At 62.2% G+C, this 17,821-nt stretch carries 19 protein-coding genes; 1 reads left to right on the forward strand and 18 read right to left on the reverse strand.

Translation table 11 applies throughout. The features are described from left to right. Window positions 1–31 precede the first annotated feature (31 nt). The gene (locus tag RE4_RS25760) at window positions 32–439 is read left to right on the forward strand and encodes a hypothetical protein (RefSeq protein WP_019748092.1); all 408 of its coding nucleotides are present in this window, start codon (window positions 32–34) and stop codon (window positions 437–439) included. Between the two features lie 46 nt (window positions 440–485). Here RE4_RS25760 and RE4_RS25765 read toward each other — a convergent pair whose 3' ends face one another. The 18 genes from RE4_RS25765 to RE4_RS25845 form a co-directional block, all read right to left on the reverse strand. After that, window positions 486–1,229: a DUF6390 family protein gene (locus tag RE4_RS25765; RefSeq protein ID WP_060939616.1), complete on the reverse strand. Its 744-nt coding sequence runs from the start codon at window positions 1,227–1,229 to the stop codon at window positions 486–488. After that, a complete protein-coding gene (gene hypE / locus RE4_RS25770) occupies window positions 1,229–2,299 on the reverse strand; it encodes a hydrogenase expression/formation protein HypE (protein WP_060939617.1) in 1,071 nt (356 codons plus the stop codon). The genes RE4_RS25765 and hypE overlap by 1 nt, the downstream gene beginning before the upstream one ends. After that, window positions 2,289–3,401 (reverse strand): hydrogenase formation protein HypD, encoded by a 1,113-nt coding sequence (hypD, locus tag RE4_RS25775; protein ID WP_020907460.1) that lies wholly within the window; start codon window positions 3,399–3,401, stop codon window positions 2,289–2,291. The genes hypE and hypD overlap by 11 nt, the downstream gene beginning before the upstream one ends. Further along, window positions 3,398–3,697: a HypC/HybG/HupF family hydrogenase formation chaperone gene (locus tag RE4_RS25780; RefSeq protein ID WP_020907459.1), complete on the reverse strand. Its 300-nt coding sequence runs from the start codon at window positions 3,695–3,697 to the stop codon at window positions 3,398–3,400. Before RE4_RS25780 ends, hypD begins: the two co-directional genes overlap by 4 nt. Window positions 3,698–3,713: 16 nt before the next feature. Next, window positions 3,714–6,002, reverse strand: a complete 2,289-nt coding sequence (gene hypF, locus RE4_RS25785) for a carbamoyltransferase HypF (RefSeq protein WP_060939618.1) — start codon at window positions 6,000–6,002, stop codon at window positions 3,714–3,716. Further along, the gene (locus RE4_RS25790) at window positions 5,999–6,283 is read right to left on the reverse strand and encodes a HypC/HybG/HupF family hydrogenase formation chaperone (protein ID WP_019748086.1); all 285 of its coding nucleotides are present in this window, start codon (window positions 6,281–6,283) and stop codon (window positions 5,999–6,001) included. The genes hypF and RE4_RS25790 overlap by 4 nt, the downstream gene beginning before the upstream one ends. 3 nt (window positions 6,284–6,286) lie before the next feature. After that, complete coding sequence (locus RE4_RS25795) at window positions 6,287–6,781, reverse strand: hydrogenase maturation protease (protein ID WP_060939619.1); 495 nt, start codon at window positions 6,779–6,781, stop codon at window positions 6,287–6,289. 6 nt (window positions 6,782–6,787) lie between these two features. Continuing rightward, on the reverse strand, window positions 6,788–6,907 hold the full coding sequence (locus RE4_RS31965) for a DUF6893 family small protein (protein ID WP_003942178.1): 120 nt from the start codon (window positions 6,905–6,907) through the stop codon (window positions 6,788–6,790). 64 nt (window positions 6,908–6,971) lie between these two features. After that, complete coding sequence (locus RE4_RS25800; protein WP_060939620.1) at window positions 6,972–8,336, reverse strand: hypothetical protein; 1,365 nt, start codon at window positions 8,334–8,336, stop codon at window positions 6,972–6,974. Next, a complete protein-coding gene (locus RE4_RS25805) occupies window positions 8,333–8,971 on the reverse strand; it encodes a DUF6084 family protein (protein WP_021333535.1) in 639 nt (212 codons plus the stop codon). Before RE4_RS25805 ends, RE4_RS25800 begins: the two co-directional genes overlap by 4 nt. Beyond that, on the reverse strand, window positions 8,968–9,588 hold the full coding sequence (locus RE4_RS25810; RefSeq protein ID WP_021333534.1) for a DUF5947 family protein: 621 nt from the start codon (window positions 9,586–9,588) through the stop codon (window positions 8,968–8,970). Before RE4_RS25810 ends, RE4_RS25805 begins: the two co-directional genes overlap by 4 nt. Before the next feature lie 19 nt (window positions 9,589–9,607). Then, window positions 9,608–10,510: a NifU family protein gene (locus RE4_RS25815; RefSeq protein WP_021343998.1), complete on the reverse strand. Its 903-nt coding sequence runs from the start codon at window positions 10,508–10,510 to the stop codon at window positions 9,608–9,610. Between the two features lie 3 nt (window positions 10,511–10,513). Beyond that, the gene (locus RE4_RS25820; RefSeq protein ID WP_060939621.1) at window positions 10,514–12,307 is read right to left on the reverse strand and encodes a nickel-dependent hydrogenase large subunit; all 1,794 of its coding nucleotides are present in this window, start codon (window positions 12,305–12,307) and stop codon (window positions 10,514–10,516) included. Window positions 12,308–12,361: 54 nt separating this feature from the next. After that, window positions 12,362–13,477, reverse strand: a complete 1,116-nt coding sequence (locus RE4_RS25825) for an NADH-quinone oxidoreductase subunit B family protein (protein WP_020969412.1) — start codon at window positions 13,475–13,477, stop codon at window positions 12,362–12,364. 163 nt (window positions 13,478–13,640) lie between these two features. Further along, complete coding sequence (gene hypB / locus RE4_RS25830) at window positions 13,641–14,462, reverse strand: hydrogenase nickel incorporation protein HypB (protein ID WP_060939622.1); 822 nt, start codon at window positions 14,460–14,462, stop codon at window positions 13,641–13,643. A gap of 2 nt (window positions 14,463–14,464) precedes the next feature. Then, entirely contained in the window at window positions 14,465–14,794 is a 330-nt protein-coding gene (locus tag RE4_RS25835) for a hydrogenase maturation nickel metallochaperone HypA/HybF (protein WP_020907448.1), read from the reverse strand. Between the two features lie 155 nt (window positions 14,795–14,949). Continuing rightward, window positions 14,950–16,581, reverse strand: coding sequence for a cutinase family protein (locus RE4_RS25840; RefSeq protein ID WP_060939623.1), 1,632 nt, complete (start codon window positions 16,579–16,581; stop codon window positions 14,950–14,952). Between the two features lie 111 nt (window positions 16,582–16,692). Then, window positions 16,693–17,799, reverse strand: coding sequence for an alcohol dehydrogenase catalytic domain-containing protein (locus tag RE4_RS25845; RefSeq protein WP_174531791.1), 1,107 nt, complete (start codon window positions 17,797–17,799; stop codon window positions 16,693–16,695). Window positions 17,800–17,821 lie beyond the last annotated feature (22 nt).

Raw genomic sequence — 17,821 nt, forward strand, 5'->3', positions numbered from 1 at the left:
ATCGCCGGTCAAGCGACTAGCGTCGAATCGTATGACTGCACTCAACGCTTTTGCACGTACCGGTGCCGCGGTCTTTGCGGCCCTTGCGATCTCCGGCGTGATGATGCCGGGTACCGCGGCAGCGGCGCCGAGCACGGTTCCGTTCCAGGTCGACCCTTACGTCCCGCTCGTCGACTTGCCCACTCCCCACCTTGCAGCGATCGTCGGCGAAGAACCGGGCGTCGCCGTGCTGCACGTGCAACGCGCACCCGGCGACGGAAACCCCCACTCCGCGGTCGTCCACTGGCTCAGTCTCGGCACCGGAGCGTACGGATCCGCATCATTTCCGACACTGGATGCACAACCCGTCACCATTCGTCCGGGCTCGGGTCAGGTCGTCGCATACGTCGATCCCCAGGCGATCGGAACACCGGGCCTCGGAACCTTTTTCGTGCCCTGACACCTGCGTACCCTCCAGACCGTGGTCCCTGCTCTGACAGGGCCTGTCACGTCGACAGCATCCGGGTCGCGATCCGCAATGCCGAGTCTTCCGCGGCATCCAATGCCCGTGATTGCTCTGACGTGATGTTGTCACACAGCCAATCCCAGTGCATCGTCACCAAGGCGCCCTGGACGGGCGTCGGTGCGAGTGAGCGGCCGTCAACGCTCCATCGCACTCGCTGCGTCACCGGCGTGCCGCGTACGAGTTGCTCACCGTCGAACTCGAGCGGGGACGAAACCACCAACGCGTGCTCCTCACTCACGTCCTCGACCACTCCCCATCTGATCCGGCAGTTCTGGAGGACGGACAGTGGGACCGCACCGCGCTTCCGAAGAAGCTTGACCCACGGATACACCAGAAATACGTGAAAACTGTGGTGCGCGAGCGCGCGGTCCCGATCCCCGAGGGCAGGGAGAAACCCGGTGTTTTCGCGTTCACCGAATGCCCCCCTCAAGTGCTGCAACAACGCCCCCGAATCAAGCGAGTCGAGGAGATCACCTCCTACCCAATAGGCTTCGATCACTCGCGGATCGAGAGGATCGTCGATGCCCGCACTTGCGGCCAATGCCTCGAGGTACGGCCACGCACCGTCGAATTGACGAGCGCGATCACGGTCGCCGCTGCCCGAGTTGCCGCTGGCCAGACGAAGCAGCACTGAAGGATCGTCGGGTCCGCAGTAACCCAACTCGTTCGGCGGATACGCGTAGCGGGCAAACAACGCCGGCCCGTTCATACCGACGGCAGTCATCAGCAGATCCGCGGAAGTTGTTCACCTGCCGGCAAATCCACTACCCGATTGCCTCCCAATGCCGTACGCGCCACCACCATTCCGCGATGTTCGGCCACGCACTCCCCGATCACGGCAGCTCCCGCACTCAGCGGATTACCGCGCATCGCTTCCAGAATTCGGTCGGAGTCTTCTCGCGGAACGAAGGCGATCAACTTACCCTCGTTGGCGACGTACAAAGGATCCAAACCGAGTAGCCCACAGGCGTCGCGCACGTCAGCGGGAATCGGCAGATCTCGTTCCACCAGCGCAACACCGATGTTCGACGCTTGAGCGATCTCGTTGAGGGTGGCGGCAACTCCGCCCCGGGTAGGGTCGCGCAAGACATGGATGTCGACGCCGGTGGCAATCATGTCGGCGACCACGCTGTTGAGCGACGCGCAATCACTGCGCACCTCGGTCCCGAATTCGAGACCTTCGCGACAACTCATCACGGCCACCCCGTGAACACCGATGTCGCCGCTGACGATCACGACGTCACCGTCTTGTGCGCGAGTGGGGTTGATGTCCACCCCGTCGGCGACAATCCCGATTCCCGCGGTGTTGATGAAGACTCCGTCGCCGTGACCGGCATCGACAACTTTGGTGTCACCCGTCACCAGTCGAACGCCGGCAACGTGCGCAGCCCGCCCGAGCGCCTTCGCGATCCCTGCGATGTCGGTCAACGCGGTCCCTTCTTCGAGGATGAATGCCGTCGACATCACCAAGGGTTGTGCTCCCGCCATCGCCAGGTCGTTCACCGTTCCGTTGACCGCAAGATCGCCGATCGTTCCGCCGGGAAACACCATGGGTTTCACGACGTACGAGTCCGTTGAGAAGGCGAGCCGCACCCCGCCGATGTCGAATACAGCCGAGTCGCCGAGCTCGGCATCGGCAGCGCTTCCGAACGAGGGCAGGAACAGATGCTCGATGAGCTCGGCGGACATCGCTCCCCCACCGCCGTGTCCCATGACGATGTTCGGCGAATCACGCAGCGGCAGTGGGCACACCCATGCCGACAGGTCCACGACAGCGGTCTCCTCAGCCGGCATGACCCGCCTCCTGCAGTTCCAGGCGTCGGTACAGGTAGTACGCAGCGCACGCCCCCTCGGACGACACCATCGTGGCACCGAGTGGATTCCGCGGAGTGCATTCCTTCCCGAAGGCACTGCACTCGTGTGGCTTGATCAAGCCTTGCAATACTTCACCGGACCGGCAGACACTCGACTCGTCGGTGTGGATATCGGTCACCGAAAAACGTTCTTCCGCATCAAAATACGCATACTTCGGTGCCAGCTGCCAACCACTGTCCGGAATCGATCCGATGCCGCGCCACGTCCGGTCCGACACCGCGAACACATCCTCGAGCATCGCTTTCGCTGCGGTGTTGCCCTGGGCGGTGACGGCACGGGCGTAGGCATTTTCGACCTCGTGTCGACCCGATTCCAATTGCAGCACCGTCTTTCTGATGCCCTCGAGCAGATCCAGCGGCTCGAATCCGGTGACGACGATCGGGACCCTGTACTTCTCGGCGAGGGCCGGGTACTCCGACGTTCCCATCACACTGCACACATGCCCGGCCGCCAGAAATGCCTGCACGCGGCACTCTGGCGAGTCCATTATCGCGGCCATTGCCGGCGGGACCAGAACGTGCGAGACGAGCAGCGAGAAGTTCTTGATACCCAGGCGATTGGCCTGATAGACGGTCATGGCGTTGGCCGGCGCTGTGGTCTCGAATCCGATCCCGAAGAACACCACTTGCCGGTCCGGATTCTCCTTGGCAATAGTCAGTGCATCCAACGGTGAGTACACCACGCGAACGTCGCCGCCGGCGCTCTTGATCCGGAACAGATCCGACGAACTCCCCGGAACTCGCAACATGTCCCCGAATGAACAGAAAATGACATCGGGCTTTGCCGCGATTTCGAGAGCTTTGTCGATGATCTCGAGCGGCGTGACGCAGACCGGGCAACCAGGTCCGTGAATCATCTCGATCTGCTCTGGGAGTAGTTGATCGATGCCGTGCCTGATGATCGAATGTGTCTGACCACCACACACTTCCATGATCGCCCATCGGCGCGTGGCCAGCGCGCGGATCTGATCCAGCAGTTTGCCGGCCAGTTCCGGATCGGAGAACTCGTCCAGATACTTCATGATTCCGTCTCCTTCGGTTCGATCCCGGCGGCCCGGGCAGCCCTGGCGAACCCGTCACCGAATTCCTCTTCGAGTACGCCGAGGTGTTCGAATTCCGCCAGCGTGCTGCGTGCGGATTCCTCGTCGAGTCGTTGGATCGCGAATCCGACGTGCACCACGACGTACTCGCCGACTCGGGCGCCCGGAATGTATTCGAGGCACACTTCTTTTCGGACGCCACCGAAGTTCACCACCGACATCGTCGTTCCGTCGCGTTCCTCCAAGGACTCGATACGTCCTGGTACGGCTAGGCACATGGCACAACTCCTGACCTCATGACGAACTCCCGACCAGCACTTGGCCGTAGGCGAGACCACCGTCGTTCGGTGGTAACTGCAGTCCTGTCAACGGCGTGAATCCGGCTTCTCCGAGCAGGGCACACGCCCGGACGAGCAGGAGAGGGTTCTGAAACACGCCTCCGGTGAGAACTACCTCGTCCACTCCCGCCAGTTCCCGGCCACGGATTGCCCACTCGAGTACGAGGTGCGCGACGGATTCGTGGAAACGCGCGCCGATCACGTCGGCGGGCACCTTCGCCCGGAGATCACGGACAACGGCCCGAATGACCGACCGTGGATCAGCTGTCCATGAATCGTCGTCCGACTGCACCCAGTCGAAGGTGTACCGCGACGGGGCGCAGTCGACTCCCCTCGAAATGCCCTCCAACTCGATGGCGGCCTGCGCTTCGTAGTCGACGCTCTGACGAACCCCGGTCAGCGAGGAGACTGTGTCGAACAACCGCCCCATGCTCGAGGTGTCCACACACCCGAAACCGGTTTCCAACTGGTGAAGTAGGACCGACTGCTCTCGTGGCGGACAGGCCGCCACCGGCGCGAGGTCGGATTCCCAGTCCAACCCGGCATGCCAGAGGTGGGCGAGCGCCATTCGGTACGGTCGTTCCACTCCGGCATCGCCCCCTGGCAGCGGTACGTATCCCAGATGCGCGAGACGGCGATAACCCTTGTACGTCGCCAGCAGCAATTCCCCTCCCCACACTGCGCCGTCCGCCCCGTAACCGGTGCCGTCGAACGCTATTCCGAGAACCGGTTCGCTCCCGTCCCGGCCGTTCTCCCCCATCACGGAAGCCACATGTGCGTGGTGATGCCCGACGACGCGCACCGGTCGGTCGCCACTACGACTGCGAGCCCACGAGGACGAGCGATACCGGGGATGCTCGTCACAGGCAATCTGGTGCGGCACGACTCCGGTGATCGACTCGAAGTGACTCTCCGAGGCAGCAAAACTGTCGAGGACAGCGAGGTCGCCCATGTCTCCGATGTGCTGACTCGGCCAGACATACGCACCCTCGGCAAGACAGAAGGTGTTCTTCAGATCGGCCCCGACCGCCAAGGTGGGCGGTAGATCGAACGGCGCCGCAACGGGCAGCGGTGCATATCCGCGCGAGCGACGAAGCAACTGTCGTCCACTGCCGACTATTCGCATCACCGAGTCGTCACACGGCATCAAGATCGGACGGTTGTGGGTCAACACCCCGTCGGCCAGGTCACCCACCCGTTCGAGATCGTCGTCGGAATACAGAATTGGCTCGCCACCGATGTTCGCCGACGTCATCACCAACGCCGCGGGGCCCGCAGCGTCTCCCGCCAACCCGAGAAGAAGATGCTGAATCGGATTGTAGGCCAGCATGATTCCGATGTCCGGAATGCCTGGGGCAATCGAGGGAGACGGCGTGTATCCAGACGCTTTGGCAACCAGCACTATGGGACGCTCGCGCGAGGACATGGCATCGGCCTCGGCATCCCCGACCACACCCAGCGCTCTGGCTTCTCTCACATCGCGCACCATCACCGCCAACGGCTTGCTCGGTCGATGCTTGCGGTCACGCAATTCGTGAACCACGCGATCATCACGCGCATCGCAGGCCAAGTGGAATCCTCCAATTCCCTTGACAGCAAGAATCTTCCCGTCTCGTAGCAGCGATCGGGCTCGTAGCAGTGCACCCTCGCCGGTCTCCGTGGGCGCGTCGCCTTCCACGAACGAAAGCGTTGGACCGCACTCCGGGCAGGCAATCGGTTGCGCATGAAACCGGCGGTCGGAGGGATCCACGTACTCCGCCGCACAGTTCGCGCACAACGGGAACCGCTTCATCGTCGTAGCGGCCCGGTCGTAGGGCATCGACTCGATGATCGTGAATCGTGGACCACAATTGGTGCAGGTGATGAAGGGATGACGATATCGCCGATCGCTCGGATCAGTCAGCTCCCGCAGGCAGTCGTCGCAGATCCCGACATCGGCCGGCGCCAAGGTTCGCCCGACCGCCCCCGCATCCGTCTCGATGATGCAAAACCCCTGACGACCTAGCGGCGGCGAGTCCTCGCGCTCTATCGACTCCACTCGTGCCAGCGGTGGGGGGCGGTTTCGCACCCGAGCGACAAACGCATCGATTGCCTCTCCGTCGCCTTCGATGTCGATCACGACCCCGAGAGCAGAATTTCCCACCGAACCCGACAGTCCCAGTTCGGTCGCAGTCGCGTGAACGAACGGCCGGAATCCCACCCCCTGGACTACGCCACGAACGATGACACGGCTGGCGACCATCATGTCCCGACCTCGCCGGTACGAGTACCGGACTCGTCGATCTCACCGTCTTGACCACGGCCCATCAGTTCGAGGCCGGCCCGGGCGCGCTGTGCTCCCTGTTCGTCGACCTTCTCGACTGCAAAGCCCATGTGGATCACCACCCAGTCACCTGCCGTGACGGTGCCTTCGTCGAGCATCCCGATGTTGACCTTGCGCGGTGCACCTTCCACGTCGACGAGGGCGAGTTGACCGCCGTATCCGTCCAGTAGTTCGCGTACCCGTCCCGGAATCCCCAGACACATGACTCACACCTCCGGCCCCAAAGTGGTGGCATCACAATCCACGTCGATCGACCGGACGAGTGCCATCACCGCAGAGGCGGCTTGCCCTACCGAATCACGCATCTCTGCACTCAATCCGATTCCGTCGCCGACCGATTTCGCGTGTGCCCCCACCACGAACGTCCGCGGGAGTGCTCCGCCGAGGGCCTGCAGGCTGGCAAACACCGAACTCGGATGCATCGAGTGTGCGTCGAAACCTCCTTGCGAGCCTTCACTTTCGGGATCCACTTCGATGATCGCAAGCTTCCCCGGAACTCCGGTCACCGGTAATGCGTCGATCAGCACCAGCGCGTCCCACGACTCCAACAAGTCGTATGCGAGATGCACACCACGAATCCCGTAGTCGACCAGGCGAACCCCCGTCGGGAGATTCTCATGCTGCAACGCTCGAACAACTTCGGGGCCGAATCCGTCGTCTTCGAGAAATATGTTTCCGACGCCTGCAATCAGCACGCGCACAGTGCTTTACATCTTTCGCATTCGCAGATAGCGCTGGATGTCCGGCATCGACACCACCAGAACGATCGCGGCTGCGATCGCGGTGGCGCCGAGAAGTGCCGTCGACAGCAATCCCATGCTCCTCATGGCGGGTTCTCCTCTCGATAGCAGTGAAGTCCGAAAGCTGTGAAGTCCGACAGCGTGAAGTACGTCAACTCGCGCCGTCTCGCGGCACCGGCTCTATCTCGTCCGGCGCGAAGTACAGGTAGCGGCCGTACCAGTTGTGCAGATCGGCGGCCGGGTCGTCCAAGAGCGTCACCCCAACATGAATGTCGCCGTCCACGTCTTCATGAATGGTGGCGACGTGGGCGATCCGGCCGTCAAAGAACAGGTCCTGAGCATCAGCGCGACGTGAGGGGTGAAGCCGAACCGTACTTCCACCACAGACGCGGACGCCGTTGATCAATACTGCGTCGGTGCGTGGTTGAACACTGGTGTCGGCTTCCGGCGTCCACCAGTCCACGCCGTCAGGCACCTCGGGTATCAGATCAGAACCGGCATTCGAATCTCGCAGCACGCCGTGCAGGCCGGCTAGATCGTCGGCCGTCAAGCTTTCACATCGGTCGATGATGTCGGCAGCTTTCGAGTCGGTCGCCCGCGCCCGCGCCTTTTCCTCTTCGGTCATGGCCAGAATTCTCAGCGTGAGAATTTCGTCGATCTCCGTCGAGTCGAACAGGGATCCTTCGCTCTGCGGCGCAATCTCGGGAAAGTCGTACAAGATGATCGGTGACACCAGAACGGTGGGCGATGTACCGGGGTGAGTCGGATCCTCGGTCCCCGCAAGCACTGGATAACAGCGATTTTGGCGCAGCGGCTCCGAGTGATCTGGTTCGTCGAACAACGACACGAACTTCGAGCCTGCGCAGGTCAAAATGACGTGAGTGCCGAGCATCGACTGCGCCGTGGCCGTGCCCTTGTCCCTCATGTCGACGCTCGTGTCGTTCATGATGCTCACGGAGATCACCCTGCGTCTGTCCCCTGCGGAGGCGTTCAATTCCAAGCGGCCAGTCACCGGAAGCCGTGTCCGAACGACCCGTCCGACTACCCGGCCCAGAGAATCCGCCAGAGTCTCGCCGTCGACAACTCCCGCCGCACAGAAGGATTCTTCGACTCCGGCCTCGAGTTCGTCCAGACCCCACGGACCCAAGACGATCTCGGATTCGGTGGCTTCGTCCCACGAGATCGCCTCGTGCCCGTCGACGACCAACCGATCCACCGGAATCCACGCGCCGCCGGCGCCGAGTCGTTCAACCGTCCGCGACTGGTGGTGCAGAAATCTCACCGTCGCCGTTACTTCGGCGCCGTTCCGCTCGAGTTCGCCGAGCAGACATTGGGCGGACATCGACGGTTCCTCGCCGACTCCGTCACCGGCGGCGCCGGGCGGTCCGAGAACCCCGAACTGCCAACGGGATTGATTCTTCGCCGAGCCGGCCCGGTAAGGATAGAGAAGATATCCCTCGTACAGGACAGCGTCGGCCACAGCCCGAACGTCGTGATCCATCTCAGTTCGGGTCATCGGGGCACCTCGCTCGCCGTCAGCAACTGCCGCACGGCTGAATCGAGGTCCGTGAGGCCGTGCGCTGCCTTGAATCGCACGAGATCGGCAATCGTCTCATGGTCGAGGCGTACCCACCCAGAGGCCGGATAATGCGTGGCCATCAGCTGTTTCCACACGTCGACCGGCAATTCGTAGGCAGCAGATCTGTCCCACGGGATCTGCTGTACCGAGAAACCGCGCTGCCCGTCGGTGAATACGGTTCCGCTCAGTAGAACCACGATCGGAATCGTTCCGTCACGGAGTGCGTGCATGTACTTCGACGCCGTCACCGAGAAGTCGTACGTACACGCCATGGGTAAGGCCGCGACCGTTGTTCCCGTGAATCCCTGAACAACCGTGGAACACTCCATCCACAAGAAGGTTCGCAGCGTACTCGACCAACGCTCCCGCGGACCGAACAAATCGCGCAGGGCGTCGCCTTCCTCGTCGGAGTACGGCCGGCGGTGCGGTTCGATTCGAACCTGTGCGCGTAGAGCGACTGCTCGGACGGTCGCGCCGGTAGTCTCCGACATCCTCAATCTCACCGTCAGATTTGGTGTAACCGCATACGGTTCCACCTCCACGTTGTCGACCGAGAAGTCGAGGACGGTCATGCCGACCTGCTTCGCGCCTCGACGCGCCCGAAGAACTCGTCCACCGCGCGTGCGGCATCCTGGCCACCGTCGAATCCGCGCCACACGGTGCGCAGCCTGCCCACCAGCTCGTAGCAGGCGTCGATGGGAACAACGAAGCATCTCGGCGATTGTCCTGACGTGGGCACCGAGACAATCAACGCCTCGACGTCGGCCCGCATCTGCGAGAGCCCCGGATTCTCCGCGAGCACAGTCTCGAACGAGTCGATGGGCAGCTCGGATTCGGTAGCTCCGGCAGGTCCCGGATAGAAGACTATGTACTTGTCGAGGAGTGAGTTCCGAAAGAAGAATGCCAGTCCGACGGGGATTTCCAGGGACTCCCACCGGCCAGGGCCGAGGTCGAAGTCCGGAAATTCGAGATACCGATCGGGAACCGCCTTGTATCGAAGATCCGCGTCGACCGGCGCAAAGAGCAGATAGCAGGGACGGCACACGCACATCAGGCTCCGGACCTGTACGTCCACGACGTGTTGGTGTTCGTCACCTATGCCCGCCGCGCACATCTCACACAGCGGCCCGGTCGGAACGGCGCGCGTCGAGGCGATTCGCGTGAGCACCTCTCCCACAGTGGTTTTCATGACCAGGCTTCGTCCACGGCTAGGTCACCGGCAACACGGAATCGTCGGCAAGCGCGACCGAGAGCACACCGTCGCGAATAAGCACCGGCAGAGGCGCCAGGTGCTCGGAGCCGGTGCCGACCCGCGCACCCGCTCCGTACACGCTGAAGTGGGCAGAGCACGTCGGACAGGTAAGGACAGCGGCGTCTCGGACAGGAAGGCCCATCATGCGTTCGAGCACAGCCCCCGCCATCGAATGGTCACATACGGGGCAATGGTCGCGATACGCGTACAGATCGTCACCGGAGCGGCAGACCAACAGATCGGTATCCGATACCCGGAAACCCGCGACCTCACCCGCGTCGACTTCGGCAAATTCGGGGACCTCCACCCAGTGCGCGCCTCCCCCGTCGGCGTGTACGTGCGAGAACAGGGACTCGACCGAGATCACACCCGACTTCAGCTCGTGCGAATCCGGTGTTTCGACGTCGATTCCGGTGGTCTCGGGTGCCGCCGCCTGCACCGCGTCCTGGACCGCGGTTTCGAGGGTCACCGACGACGAAGGGCAACTGTTACAGCTTCCGAGAAGCCGTAGCCGCACCACGCCGTCCGCCACCTCGATCAGTTCGACGTCCCCGCCGTGCGAGCCGAGGTACGGACGCACGCTGTCGAGCGCAGTGCGTACGCGGGTCTCGACGTCGTGCGGGTGAAGTCCGTGCACCAGTAGGAGGCTCGACACCAGATCGTCGCGAACCATCGCATCCATCATGGCCGGATCCGCCAGCGCGACGGTGCGTTCGAGTGCGGCGCCGTACAACTGCACGACCTCGCGCACCAGTTGCTCGGCGCGATCCCTGGCCACCGGGCCTGCACCGGCATTGGCCTGCAACAACGTCTCGATGCGTTCACCTGCTCCGCGCCAGTAGTCGGCCGAATGCTCCATCGATCACTCCCCGGTCACGGACTGCGTCGGAGAGTGCAACTTCTCCAGGGTCTTACCGCCGCCGAGATACATGTGAACACCACACGGCAGACAGGGATCGAAACTACGCACGGTCCGCATGATGTCGATGCCCTTGAAGTGGTCTCGATCGTTCTCCTCGAAGATCGGCTGACCCTGCACGGCATCCTCGTACGGACCGGGGGTTCCGTAGCTGTCGCGCGGGCTCGCATTCCACGGGGTCGGTGGGTACGGGTGATAGTTCGCGATCTTGCCGTCACGAATCACCATGTGATGTGAGAGAACTCCGCGGACGGCTTCGGTGAATCCGCAACCGATTCCCTCGTCCGGAACCTCGAACGACTCCCACGTCTTGGTGCGGCCTGCCCGGATCTCGACAAGCGCCTTCTCTGCGAAGTGAAGGGCAGCCGCTGCTGCGTATGCCTGGAAATACGTTCGCGCACGGTTTCTTTCGAGAGTATTGCTGCCATGTTCCGGAATCTTCCACTCGAGCGAGACGGGACCTTTCAGTGCTGTTTTCGGAAGATTGATCTTCACACTGTGTCCGGTCGACTCGAGGTATCCGATGTCGACCAGGCCGGCAAGAGCGGTGCTCCACAGACGAGCCAATGCTCCCCCGCCGGTATCCAGAGCGAGGTTGTCTTTTCCGTCGAACCATCGCGGTGACATGACCCAGCTGTACTTGTCCTCGAGGTTCCGCTTCTGCGGGTGAGGGTTGGTGTGTTGATTCCACGGGTGCCGGCGATCGACCGGGTTACCCAGCGGATCGGTCTTGACGAACATCTCCTGATCACTCCAGTCCTCGTAATACGAGGACCCCAGCATGATTCGGATACCGAGGTTGATGTCCACCAGATCCGTGGTGACCAACTTTCCGTCGACAACCACACCGGGAGTGACAAACATCTTCCGGCCCCAGTCGGTCATGTCCTTGTACGAGAAATTGCAGTACGCGGGGTCTTGAAACGATCCCCAACAACCCAGCAGGGTCCGCCGCAGGCCAACCTTCTCGTAACCAGGCAGCGCCTGGTAGAAGAAGTCGAACAGGTCGTCGTGCATCGGCACGACCTTCTTCATGAATTCGACGTACCGCATCAGCCGCGACATGTAGTCCGTCATCAGTTCGATCGTCGCGACGGTTCCGACGCCGCCGGGATAGAGCGTCGACGGGTGGACGTGCCTACCCTCCATCAAGCAGAACATTTCGCGAGTCGAACGCGAGACTTGCAACGCTTCGCGATAGAACTCACCCGTGAACGGATTGAGAGTCCGCATGATGTCCGCGATCGTGCGATAACCGTGCTGCTCCTCGTGCGGGCAGCGCGTGTTCTCTGCCTGCGCCAGCACACCGGGATTCGTCTCGGAGACCATCTTCTCGCAGTAGTCGACTGCGACCAGATTCTCTTGAAAAATGTTGTGGTCGAACATGTACTCGGCGGCCTCGCCGAGATTGACGATCCACTCGCCTAGATGCGGCGGCTTGACGCCGTACGCCATGTTTTGTGCGTAGCACGAGCACGTGGCGTGATTGTCACCGCAGATGCCGCAGATACGACTGGTGATGAAATGCGCGTCGCGCGGGTCCTTCCCCTTCATGAACAGGGAATACCCACGAAAGATCGACGACGTGCTGTGGCACTCCACCACTTCGCGATTGGCGAAGTCGATCTTGGTGTAGATACCCAGACTGCCGACGATTCGGGTGATGGGGTCCCACGCCATCTCGACAAGACCGTCGCGGTCCGCAGTCGAGGTGGGTTCGGGAACGATGGCCGTCATTGCAGTGCCTCCCAGAGACGTTGCTCACGAACTGATTTGAAGGTATCCGGTCGGTCACCAGGTACGCGTCGCACCGGTGAGCAACTTCGACCCGCGCTCGCGCCAGTGCGGTTCCTTGTCCAACGTGTGACCGGTGATCCGGCGCAGACTGTGGATCACGGACCCGTACATTCCCACCGCATTGGTGGAGAGTTTGCCGCCAGGTGGTTCATCCATGAACGGCATGAATTTGTCCGGGAATCCCGGCATCGTGCAGCCGATGCAGATCCCGCCGACATTAGGGCACCCGCCGACTCCGTTTATCCAACCACGTTTGGGGACATTGCATTTCACGACCGGTCCCCAACATCCCAGCTTGACGATGCACTTCGGCGACCCGTACTCCGTCGCGAACTCGCCCTGCTCGTAGTACCCGCCACGGTCACAGCCCTCGTGAACGGTGGCACCGAAAAGCCACTGCGGGCGGAGGGATTCGTCCAAGGGAATCATCGGCGCCTGATCAGTGGCCATGTACAGAAGATAGGTCAGGGTCTCGGAGAGGTTGTCCGGCTGAATGGGACACCCGGGAACGCACACAATCGGGATGCCCGCCTTCGATTTCCAGGTCCACCCGAGATAGTCCGGCACGCCCATCGCACCGGTCGGATTGCCGGCCATCGCATGTATGCCGCCGTAGGTTGCGCACGTGCCGACCGCAACTACCGCAGTGGCTTTCGGTGCCAGCTTGTCGAGCCATTCGCTCGTGGTGACCGGTTGGCCGGTTTCGCGATTGTTCCCGAAACCACACCAGTACCCCTCGTCGTGAAGTTTCTCGTTCGGTATAGATCCTTCGACAACAAGAACAAAGGGTTCCAATTCTCCCCGGTCGGCTTTCCAGAACCATTCCAGGAAATCGTCAGCGCCGCCCTGCGGTCCACATTCGAAGTCGATGAGCGGCCAATGAACCGCCACCTGAGGCAGGCCGGGCAACGCACCGAGCGCGATCTCCTCGATACTGGGTTGCGTGGCCGCGGTGAGCGCCACCGAATCACCGTCGCAACTGAGACCGGCATTGATCCACAGCACGTGGATCAGAGTTTCTTCCGCTTTGGCCGCTGCGCTTTCGGGGGTAGCTGCGCTTTCGGAGGCAGGTTCCGCCGTGGTGCCAGCAGTCGATTTTTGTGTGTCCATGTCAGCCGCTTTCACGGGTGCACTTGCGCCTGATTCTCGGCGCCGCTACTGCCTGACACGCTATGGCCTCAAATTGCTGCGGCACCGAAACGCTGACGCCACCGGAGTCGAACCTCGGCCCACTTGCGTGGCACCCACTCATTTCATTAACTACCCGAGCAGATCAGTTGTCAACGGCCACCGGAGAAATCGCCGAACGACTACCGATCCACTCGTACCACTCGTCCATACCCTCACCTGTCGTGGCCGATAGAACAACAACGCACACAGCAGGATTGAGTATTTTCGCTTGCGCGACACAGGCATCGACGTCGAACTCGACGTACGGGAGCAAGTCGATCTTGTTGATCACCACGAGGTCCGCGACGGCAAAGATGTGCGGGTACTTTTTCGGCTTGTCGCCCCCCTCCGGCGTCGAAATTAGGACAACCTTGCCTTCCTCGCCCAGGTCGAAGAGCGCGGGGCACACCAGGTTTCCTACGTTTTCGATCAGAAGCAGCGACCCGTCCGCGGGGTCCAAGGCGCGCAGCGCGCGGTCGATCATCTCGGCATCGAGGTGACAGCCCGCCCCCGTGTTGACCTGGACCACTGACGCGCCGGCCTCACGAATCCGCTCGGCGTCGAGCCGGGTTTCCTGGTCACCTTCGATCACGGCAATCGGTCGTTGTCGTCCTAGTTCCCGGATCGTTCGCGCCAGCAATGTCGTCTTACCCGCGCCGGGCGAACTCATGATGTTGAGCGCCGTGATTCCGCGACCCCGCATCCACTCACGATTGTGAACCGCAATGCCGTCGTTCTTGGCAAGCACCTGCTGCTCGAGAATTACCGTGTGGTCGGAGTGACCGTGCCCATGGTCATGGTCATGGTCGTGGTCGTGGTCGTGGTGGTGACCGTGCCCATGGCTGTCGTCCTGCTCGTGTTCTCCGCCGGCGACGACCGACACCCGAGGTCCCGTGGCGTCCCCGCACCCACACGTCGCGCACATGCTCAGCTCACTTCCATCGACAGGATCCGCAACTCGCGGCCGGCAAGCACCTCGACATCAGCACTGCCGCACCCACACAACAAGAACATGTCGGGCGGCGAGAAAGTCACGCCACAGCTATTGCATCGCGCGCTGGTTGCAATCTGATCGATGTGCAAGCTGGCACCCTCGGCGTGAGTACCCGCCGTGACAACGTCGAAGCAGAACAGCAGAGAGTGTGGAACCACTGCGCAGAGTTGCCCTACTTCCAGCCGCACACTCGATACTCGTCGCTCGCCGGCACGCTCGCACACGGCTTCGACCACACTCTGCGCAATAGACAGCTCGTGCACGGTGAAACCCACGATTCGTGATCCGGAAACCTCCCTTCCACGATAAGCACCAACCGCCGCTGTACGTAACCCGTACATACAAAACAGGCTGCGATCCGCAACTACTTGCGGATCGCAGCCTGTGACAGCGTTTTTGACGAACGGAAACGTCTCGGCTAGCCGGCCGCAGCCTGTGTCGTTGTTGTTGTTGATGTTGTCGTTGTCGTGGTCGCGGCGGGCGGTTCACTCGACTCGACTGAAGTCGACGGCGCCACGGTTGAAGTCACACTCGGCGTCGCGGCCGGCGCAACGGATGTCGTCGTCGGAGCCGCGGGTGCCGGTGCTGCAGATTCCGAACCTGCGGGTGCGGGTTGTACCGCTTCGCCCGTGGTTGTGGTGGGCTTGGCCGAGTCGGTAACCGAAGGCGAAGCAGCCAAGGCGTCGATGGCATCCGCCATCTCTTCGGCGGTCGGCTTCGCCGACGAATCGACCGGCTTGCCGTCCTGCGCCTGCTTGGCCAGATAGGTCAGCCACGCCGCTGCGTACTCCGCTGATGTCAGGGGCTTGCCGTTTGCAGCATCCGAATCGCGCCAGTAGTCGAAGTGGTGACCGACATCCGGGCCCAAGGTCAGGCCGTACGGATCGTTCATGACTACGGGAATGGTGTTCTGGTTCGTGGCGATGAGGCCGACGATTTCCTTGAACAGCTTCTGCGGCAGGTACGCCAACGGCGACACTTCCTCAGTGGAAACCGAGTCCTTTGCGACCGGCGTCGTGGTGGCCTCGCTCGGCTTGTACGCCGGGTCGGAGACCTTCAGCAAGACATCGAGGAAGGTTTCGTCGCTCTGCATCCAGGTGGGATTGCTCGAGATGTCGTTGAAGGCGTCGAACATCACGCGTCCCATCACGACCGCGATGTCCATGCCGGTGGCGGGCGTCAGATTCTGCGCTTGCAACTGGTCGACGTTGAGCTGCCGACCGACGTTTGCCGCCAGAATCAGGAGTGAAATGTTCTCGGGAGCTGCGCAGGTGAGGTCGCCGTCAGAGCAGAACGACGCAATCTTGCCGTTCAGAGCCCCGAAATCTCCGCTGGTGCCTGGAAGTGCCCCGGATCCGGAAGCGGTGTTCTTTCCGTTCTGATATTGCTGGTTGAAACCGTTCGGGTTCGCGTACGGGTTCTCGGCGCCGGGGAACGGCCCCTCGCCCGCGAGTCGACCGGCGTCGGCGAAGATGACCACACCGACGACGTTGTCCGGATTGATGCCGGAGGTGCTCGACTCCGAGCCGATGTCCATCGCGACGCGGCGCACTACGTCAGCGCCTTCGCTGTAGCCGACAATCGAGAACTTCGTGTTCGGGCAAGCCGCGCTGATTGCCTTCATCACAGCGCGGGTGTTGTCCGCGCCCGTCGTCACGGCCTCTTCGTAACTGTCCATGTTTGCGGGATACGCGATGTAGACGGAGGCGTACGAGCCGTCCTTGACCGAACCGGCGGGCGCCTTGAGGACCGGGTCCACCCAGTGGCTGCTGTAGTCGTCTGTGAGCGCCGCCGGGAGGAGTGTCTTTCCATCCGCACCGACGAGCATCTTCGTTGTGCCCTCGACCGGCGTGTCACCGCGACCGGCGACACCGATCCCGACCGTGTCGTGGCACTCGGTGACAGACGCAGTCAACTCGGTCTCGATCGTCTGCGATTGCGGAGAATCCACGGCAACTGCGACCGCCACCAACGCGGCCACGCCGAGCGCTGCGGGCGCTACTGCACCCGCCAGTATTCGATGTCGCGAAAAGAACCCACGAACCGGCATATCTTCTCCCCAATCAACTTTTGGAAAACGTACGACCGACCCCCGGGGCGTCACGCAACGTCATTCGAGTAGTCGTCCAGTATGAGAGAAGCGTTACAGGAGGTAACGATTTCAGTCGAAAATAATGACCTGTCGGATTGCTTTTCCATCGGCCAGTTCGTCCATGCCGGAATTGATGTCGTCCAACTCGATTCGCGAGGAGATGAGCTTCTCGACCGGTAGCTTCCCGTCCCGCCACAATTGCGCGTAGATCGGGATGTCGCGGGCGGGGACGGCGGATCCGAGGTAGCTGCCGATGATGGTCCGCGCTTCGGCCACCAGCCCGAGCGGCGAGATCGACGAGCGCGCGTCAGGCGCAGGCAACCCGACCGTGACGGTCGTGCCACCCGCTGCCGTCGCGGCCACGGCTGTCTCGAACGCCCGAGCATTTCCCGCAGCTTCGACGACGATGTCTGCGCGAACGCCACTCTCGGACAGGCCGGACGGTGTGAAGACCTCGGTCGCGCCCAGTTCCAGCGCCTGAGCCAGCTTGGACTCCAGTGCGTCGACGCCGATGACGTTCTCGACCCCGAGTGCCCGCGCCGTCAGGATTGCGGCCATCCCGACGCCGCCCAAGCCGACCACCATCACAGTGTCCGCCGGGCGAGGCTTGGCCGCGTTGAGTAGCGCTCCCCCGCCGGTCAACACCGCGCAACCGAGTACGGCTGCAATCTCGGCCGGAATATCGTCTTCGACGGCAACTACGGACTTGGCGTTGACCACCGCATGCGTCGCGAAACCCGAAACGCCGAGATGATGTTTGACGCTCTCGCCGGAGCGCCGCAGTCGTTGCGCGCCACCGAGCAAACTGCCGTCGTTGTTGGCGGCGCTACCCACCGTGCACGGCATCCGGCCGTCAGTGGCGCATCCCGCGCACTCGCCACACCGCGGAAGAAAAGTCATCACGACGCGGGTGCCCACCGACAACGAATCAACGCCGTCGCCGAGTTCGACGATTCGACCAGCTGCCTCGTGGCCCAGCAACATCGGCACGGGGCGAACGCGATTCCCGTCGACCACGGAGAGGTCGGAGTGACAAAGCCCGGCAGCTTCGATCTTGACGAGGATCTCACCCGGGCCCGGGGATACGAGGTCGAGTTCCGAAATCGAAATCGGAGTCGACTCCGCAAAGGGACGCTCCCGGCCGATCTCTTCGAGCACTGCACCACGGATCTTCAACTGCACACCCCGATTTCGATAG

The organism is Rhodococcus erythropolis NBRC 15567, assembly GCF_001552595.1.
GTDB classification, from domain to species: Bacteria; Actinomycetota; Actinomycetes; order Mycobacteriales; family Mycobacteriaceae; genus Rhodococcus_F; species Rhodococcus_F erythropolis.

Excerpts from the sequence above, each read along its gene's own strand:
- RE4_RS25810 (WP_021333534.1), bottom strand. The coding sequence starts at position 9,588 with ATGAAAACCACTGTGGGAGAGGTGCTCACGCGAATCGCCTCGACGCGC.
- RE4_RS25780 (WP_020907459.1), bottom strand. The coding sequence starts at position 3,697 with ATGTGCCTAGCCGTACCAGGACGTATCGAGTCCTTGGAGGAACGCGAC.
- RE4_RS25840 (WP_060939623.1), bottom strand. The coding sequence starts at position 16,581 with ATGCCGGTTCGTGGGTTCTTTTCGCGACATCGAATACTGGCGGGTGCA.
- RE4_RS25805 (WP_021333535.1), bottom strand. The coding sequence starts at position 8,971 with ATGACCGTCCTCGACTTCTCGGTCGACAACGTGGAGGTGGAACCGTAT.
- RE4_RS25790 (WP_019748086.1), bottom strand. The coding sequence starts at position 6,283 with ATGTGTCTGGGGATTCCGGGACGGGTACGCGAACTACTGGACGGATAC.
- RE4_RS25815 (WP_021343998.1), bottom strand. The coding sequence starts at position 10,510 with ATGGAGCATTCGGCCGACTACTGGCGCGGAGCAGGTGAACGCATCGAG.
- RE4_RS25820 (WP_060939621.1), bottom strand. The coding sequence starts at position 12,307 with ATGACGGCCATCGTTCCCGAACCCACCTCGACTGCGGACCGCGACGGT.
- RE4_RS25800 (WP_060939620.1), bottom strand. The coding sequence starts at position 8,336 with ATGACCCGAACTGAGATGGATCACGACGTTCGGGCTGTGGCCGACGCT.
- RE4_RS25765 (WP_060939616.1), bottom strand. The coding sequence starts at position 1,229 with ATGACTGCCGTCGGTATGAACGGGCCGGCGTTGTTTGCCCGCTACGCG.
- hypD (WP_020907460.1), bottom strand. The coding sequence starts at position 3,401 with ATGAAGTATCTGGACGAGTTCTCCGATCCGGAACTGGCCGGCAAACTG.
- RE4_RS25760 (WP_019748092.1), top strand. The coding sequence starts at position 32 with ATGACTGCACTCAACGCTTTTGCACGTACCGGTGCCGCGGTCTTTGCG.
- hypF (WP_060939618.1), bottom strand. The coding sequence starts at position 6,002 with ATGATGGTCGCCAGCCGTGTCATCGTTCGTGGCGTAGTCCAGGGGGTG.
- RE4_RS25825 (WP_020969412.1), bottom strand. The coding sequence starts at position 13,477 with ATGGACACACAAAAATCGACTGCTGGCACCACGGCGGAACCTGCCTCC.
- hypE (WP_060939617.1), bottom strand. The coding sequence starts at position 2,299 with ATGCCGGCTGAGGAGACCGCTGTCGTGGACCTGTCGGCATGGGTGTGC.
- RE4_RS31965 (WP_003942178.1), bottom strand. The coding sequence starts at position 6,907 with ATGAGGAGCATGGGATTGCTGTCGACGGCACTTCTCGGCGCCACCGCG.
- hypB (WP_060939622.1), bottom strand. The coding sequence starts at position 14,462 with ATGTGCGCGACGTGTGGGTGCGGGGACGCCACGGGACCTCGGGTGTCG.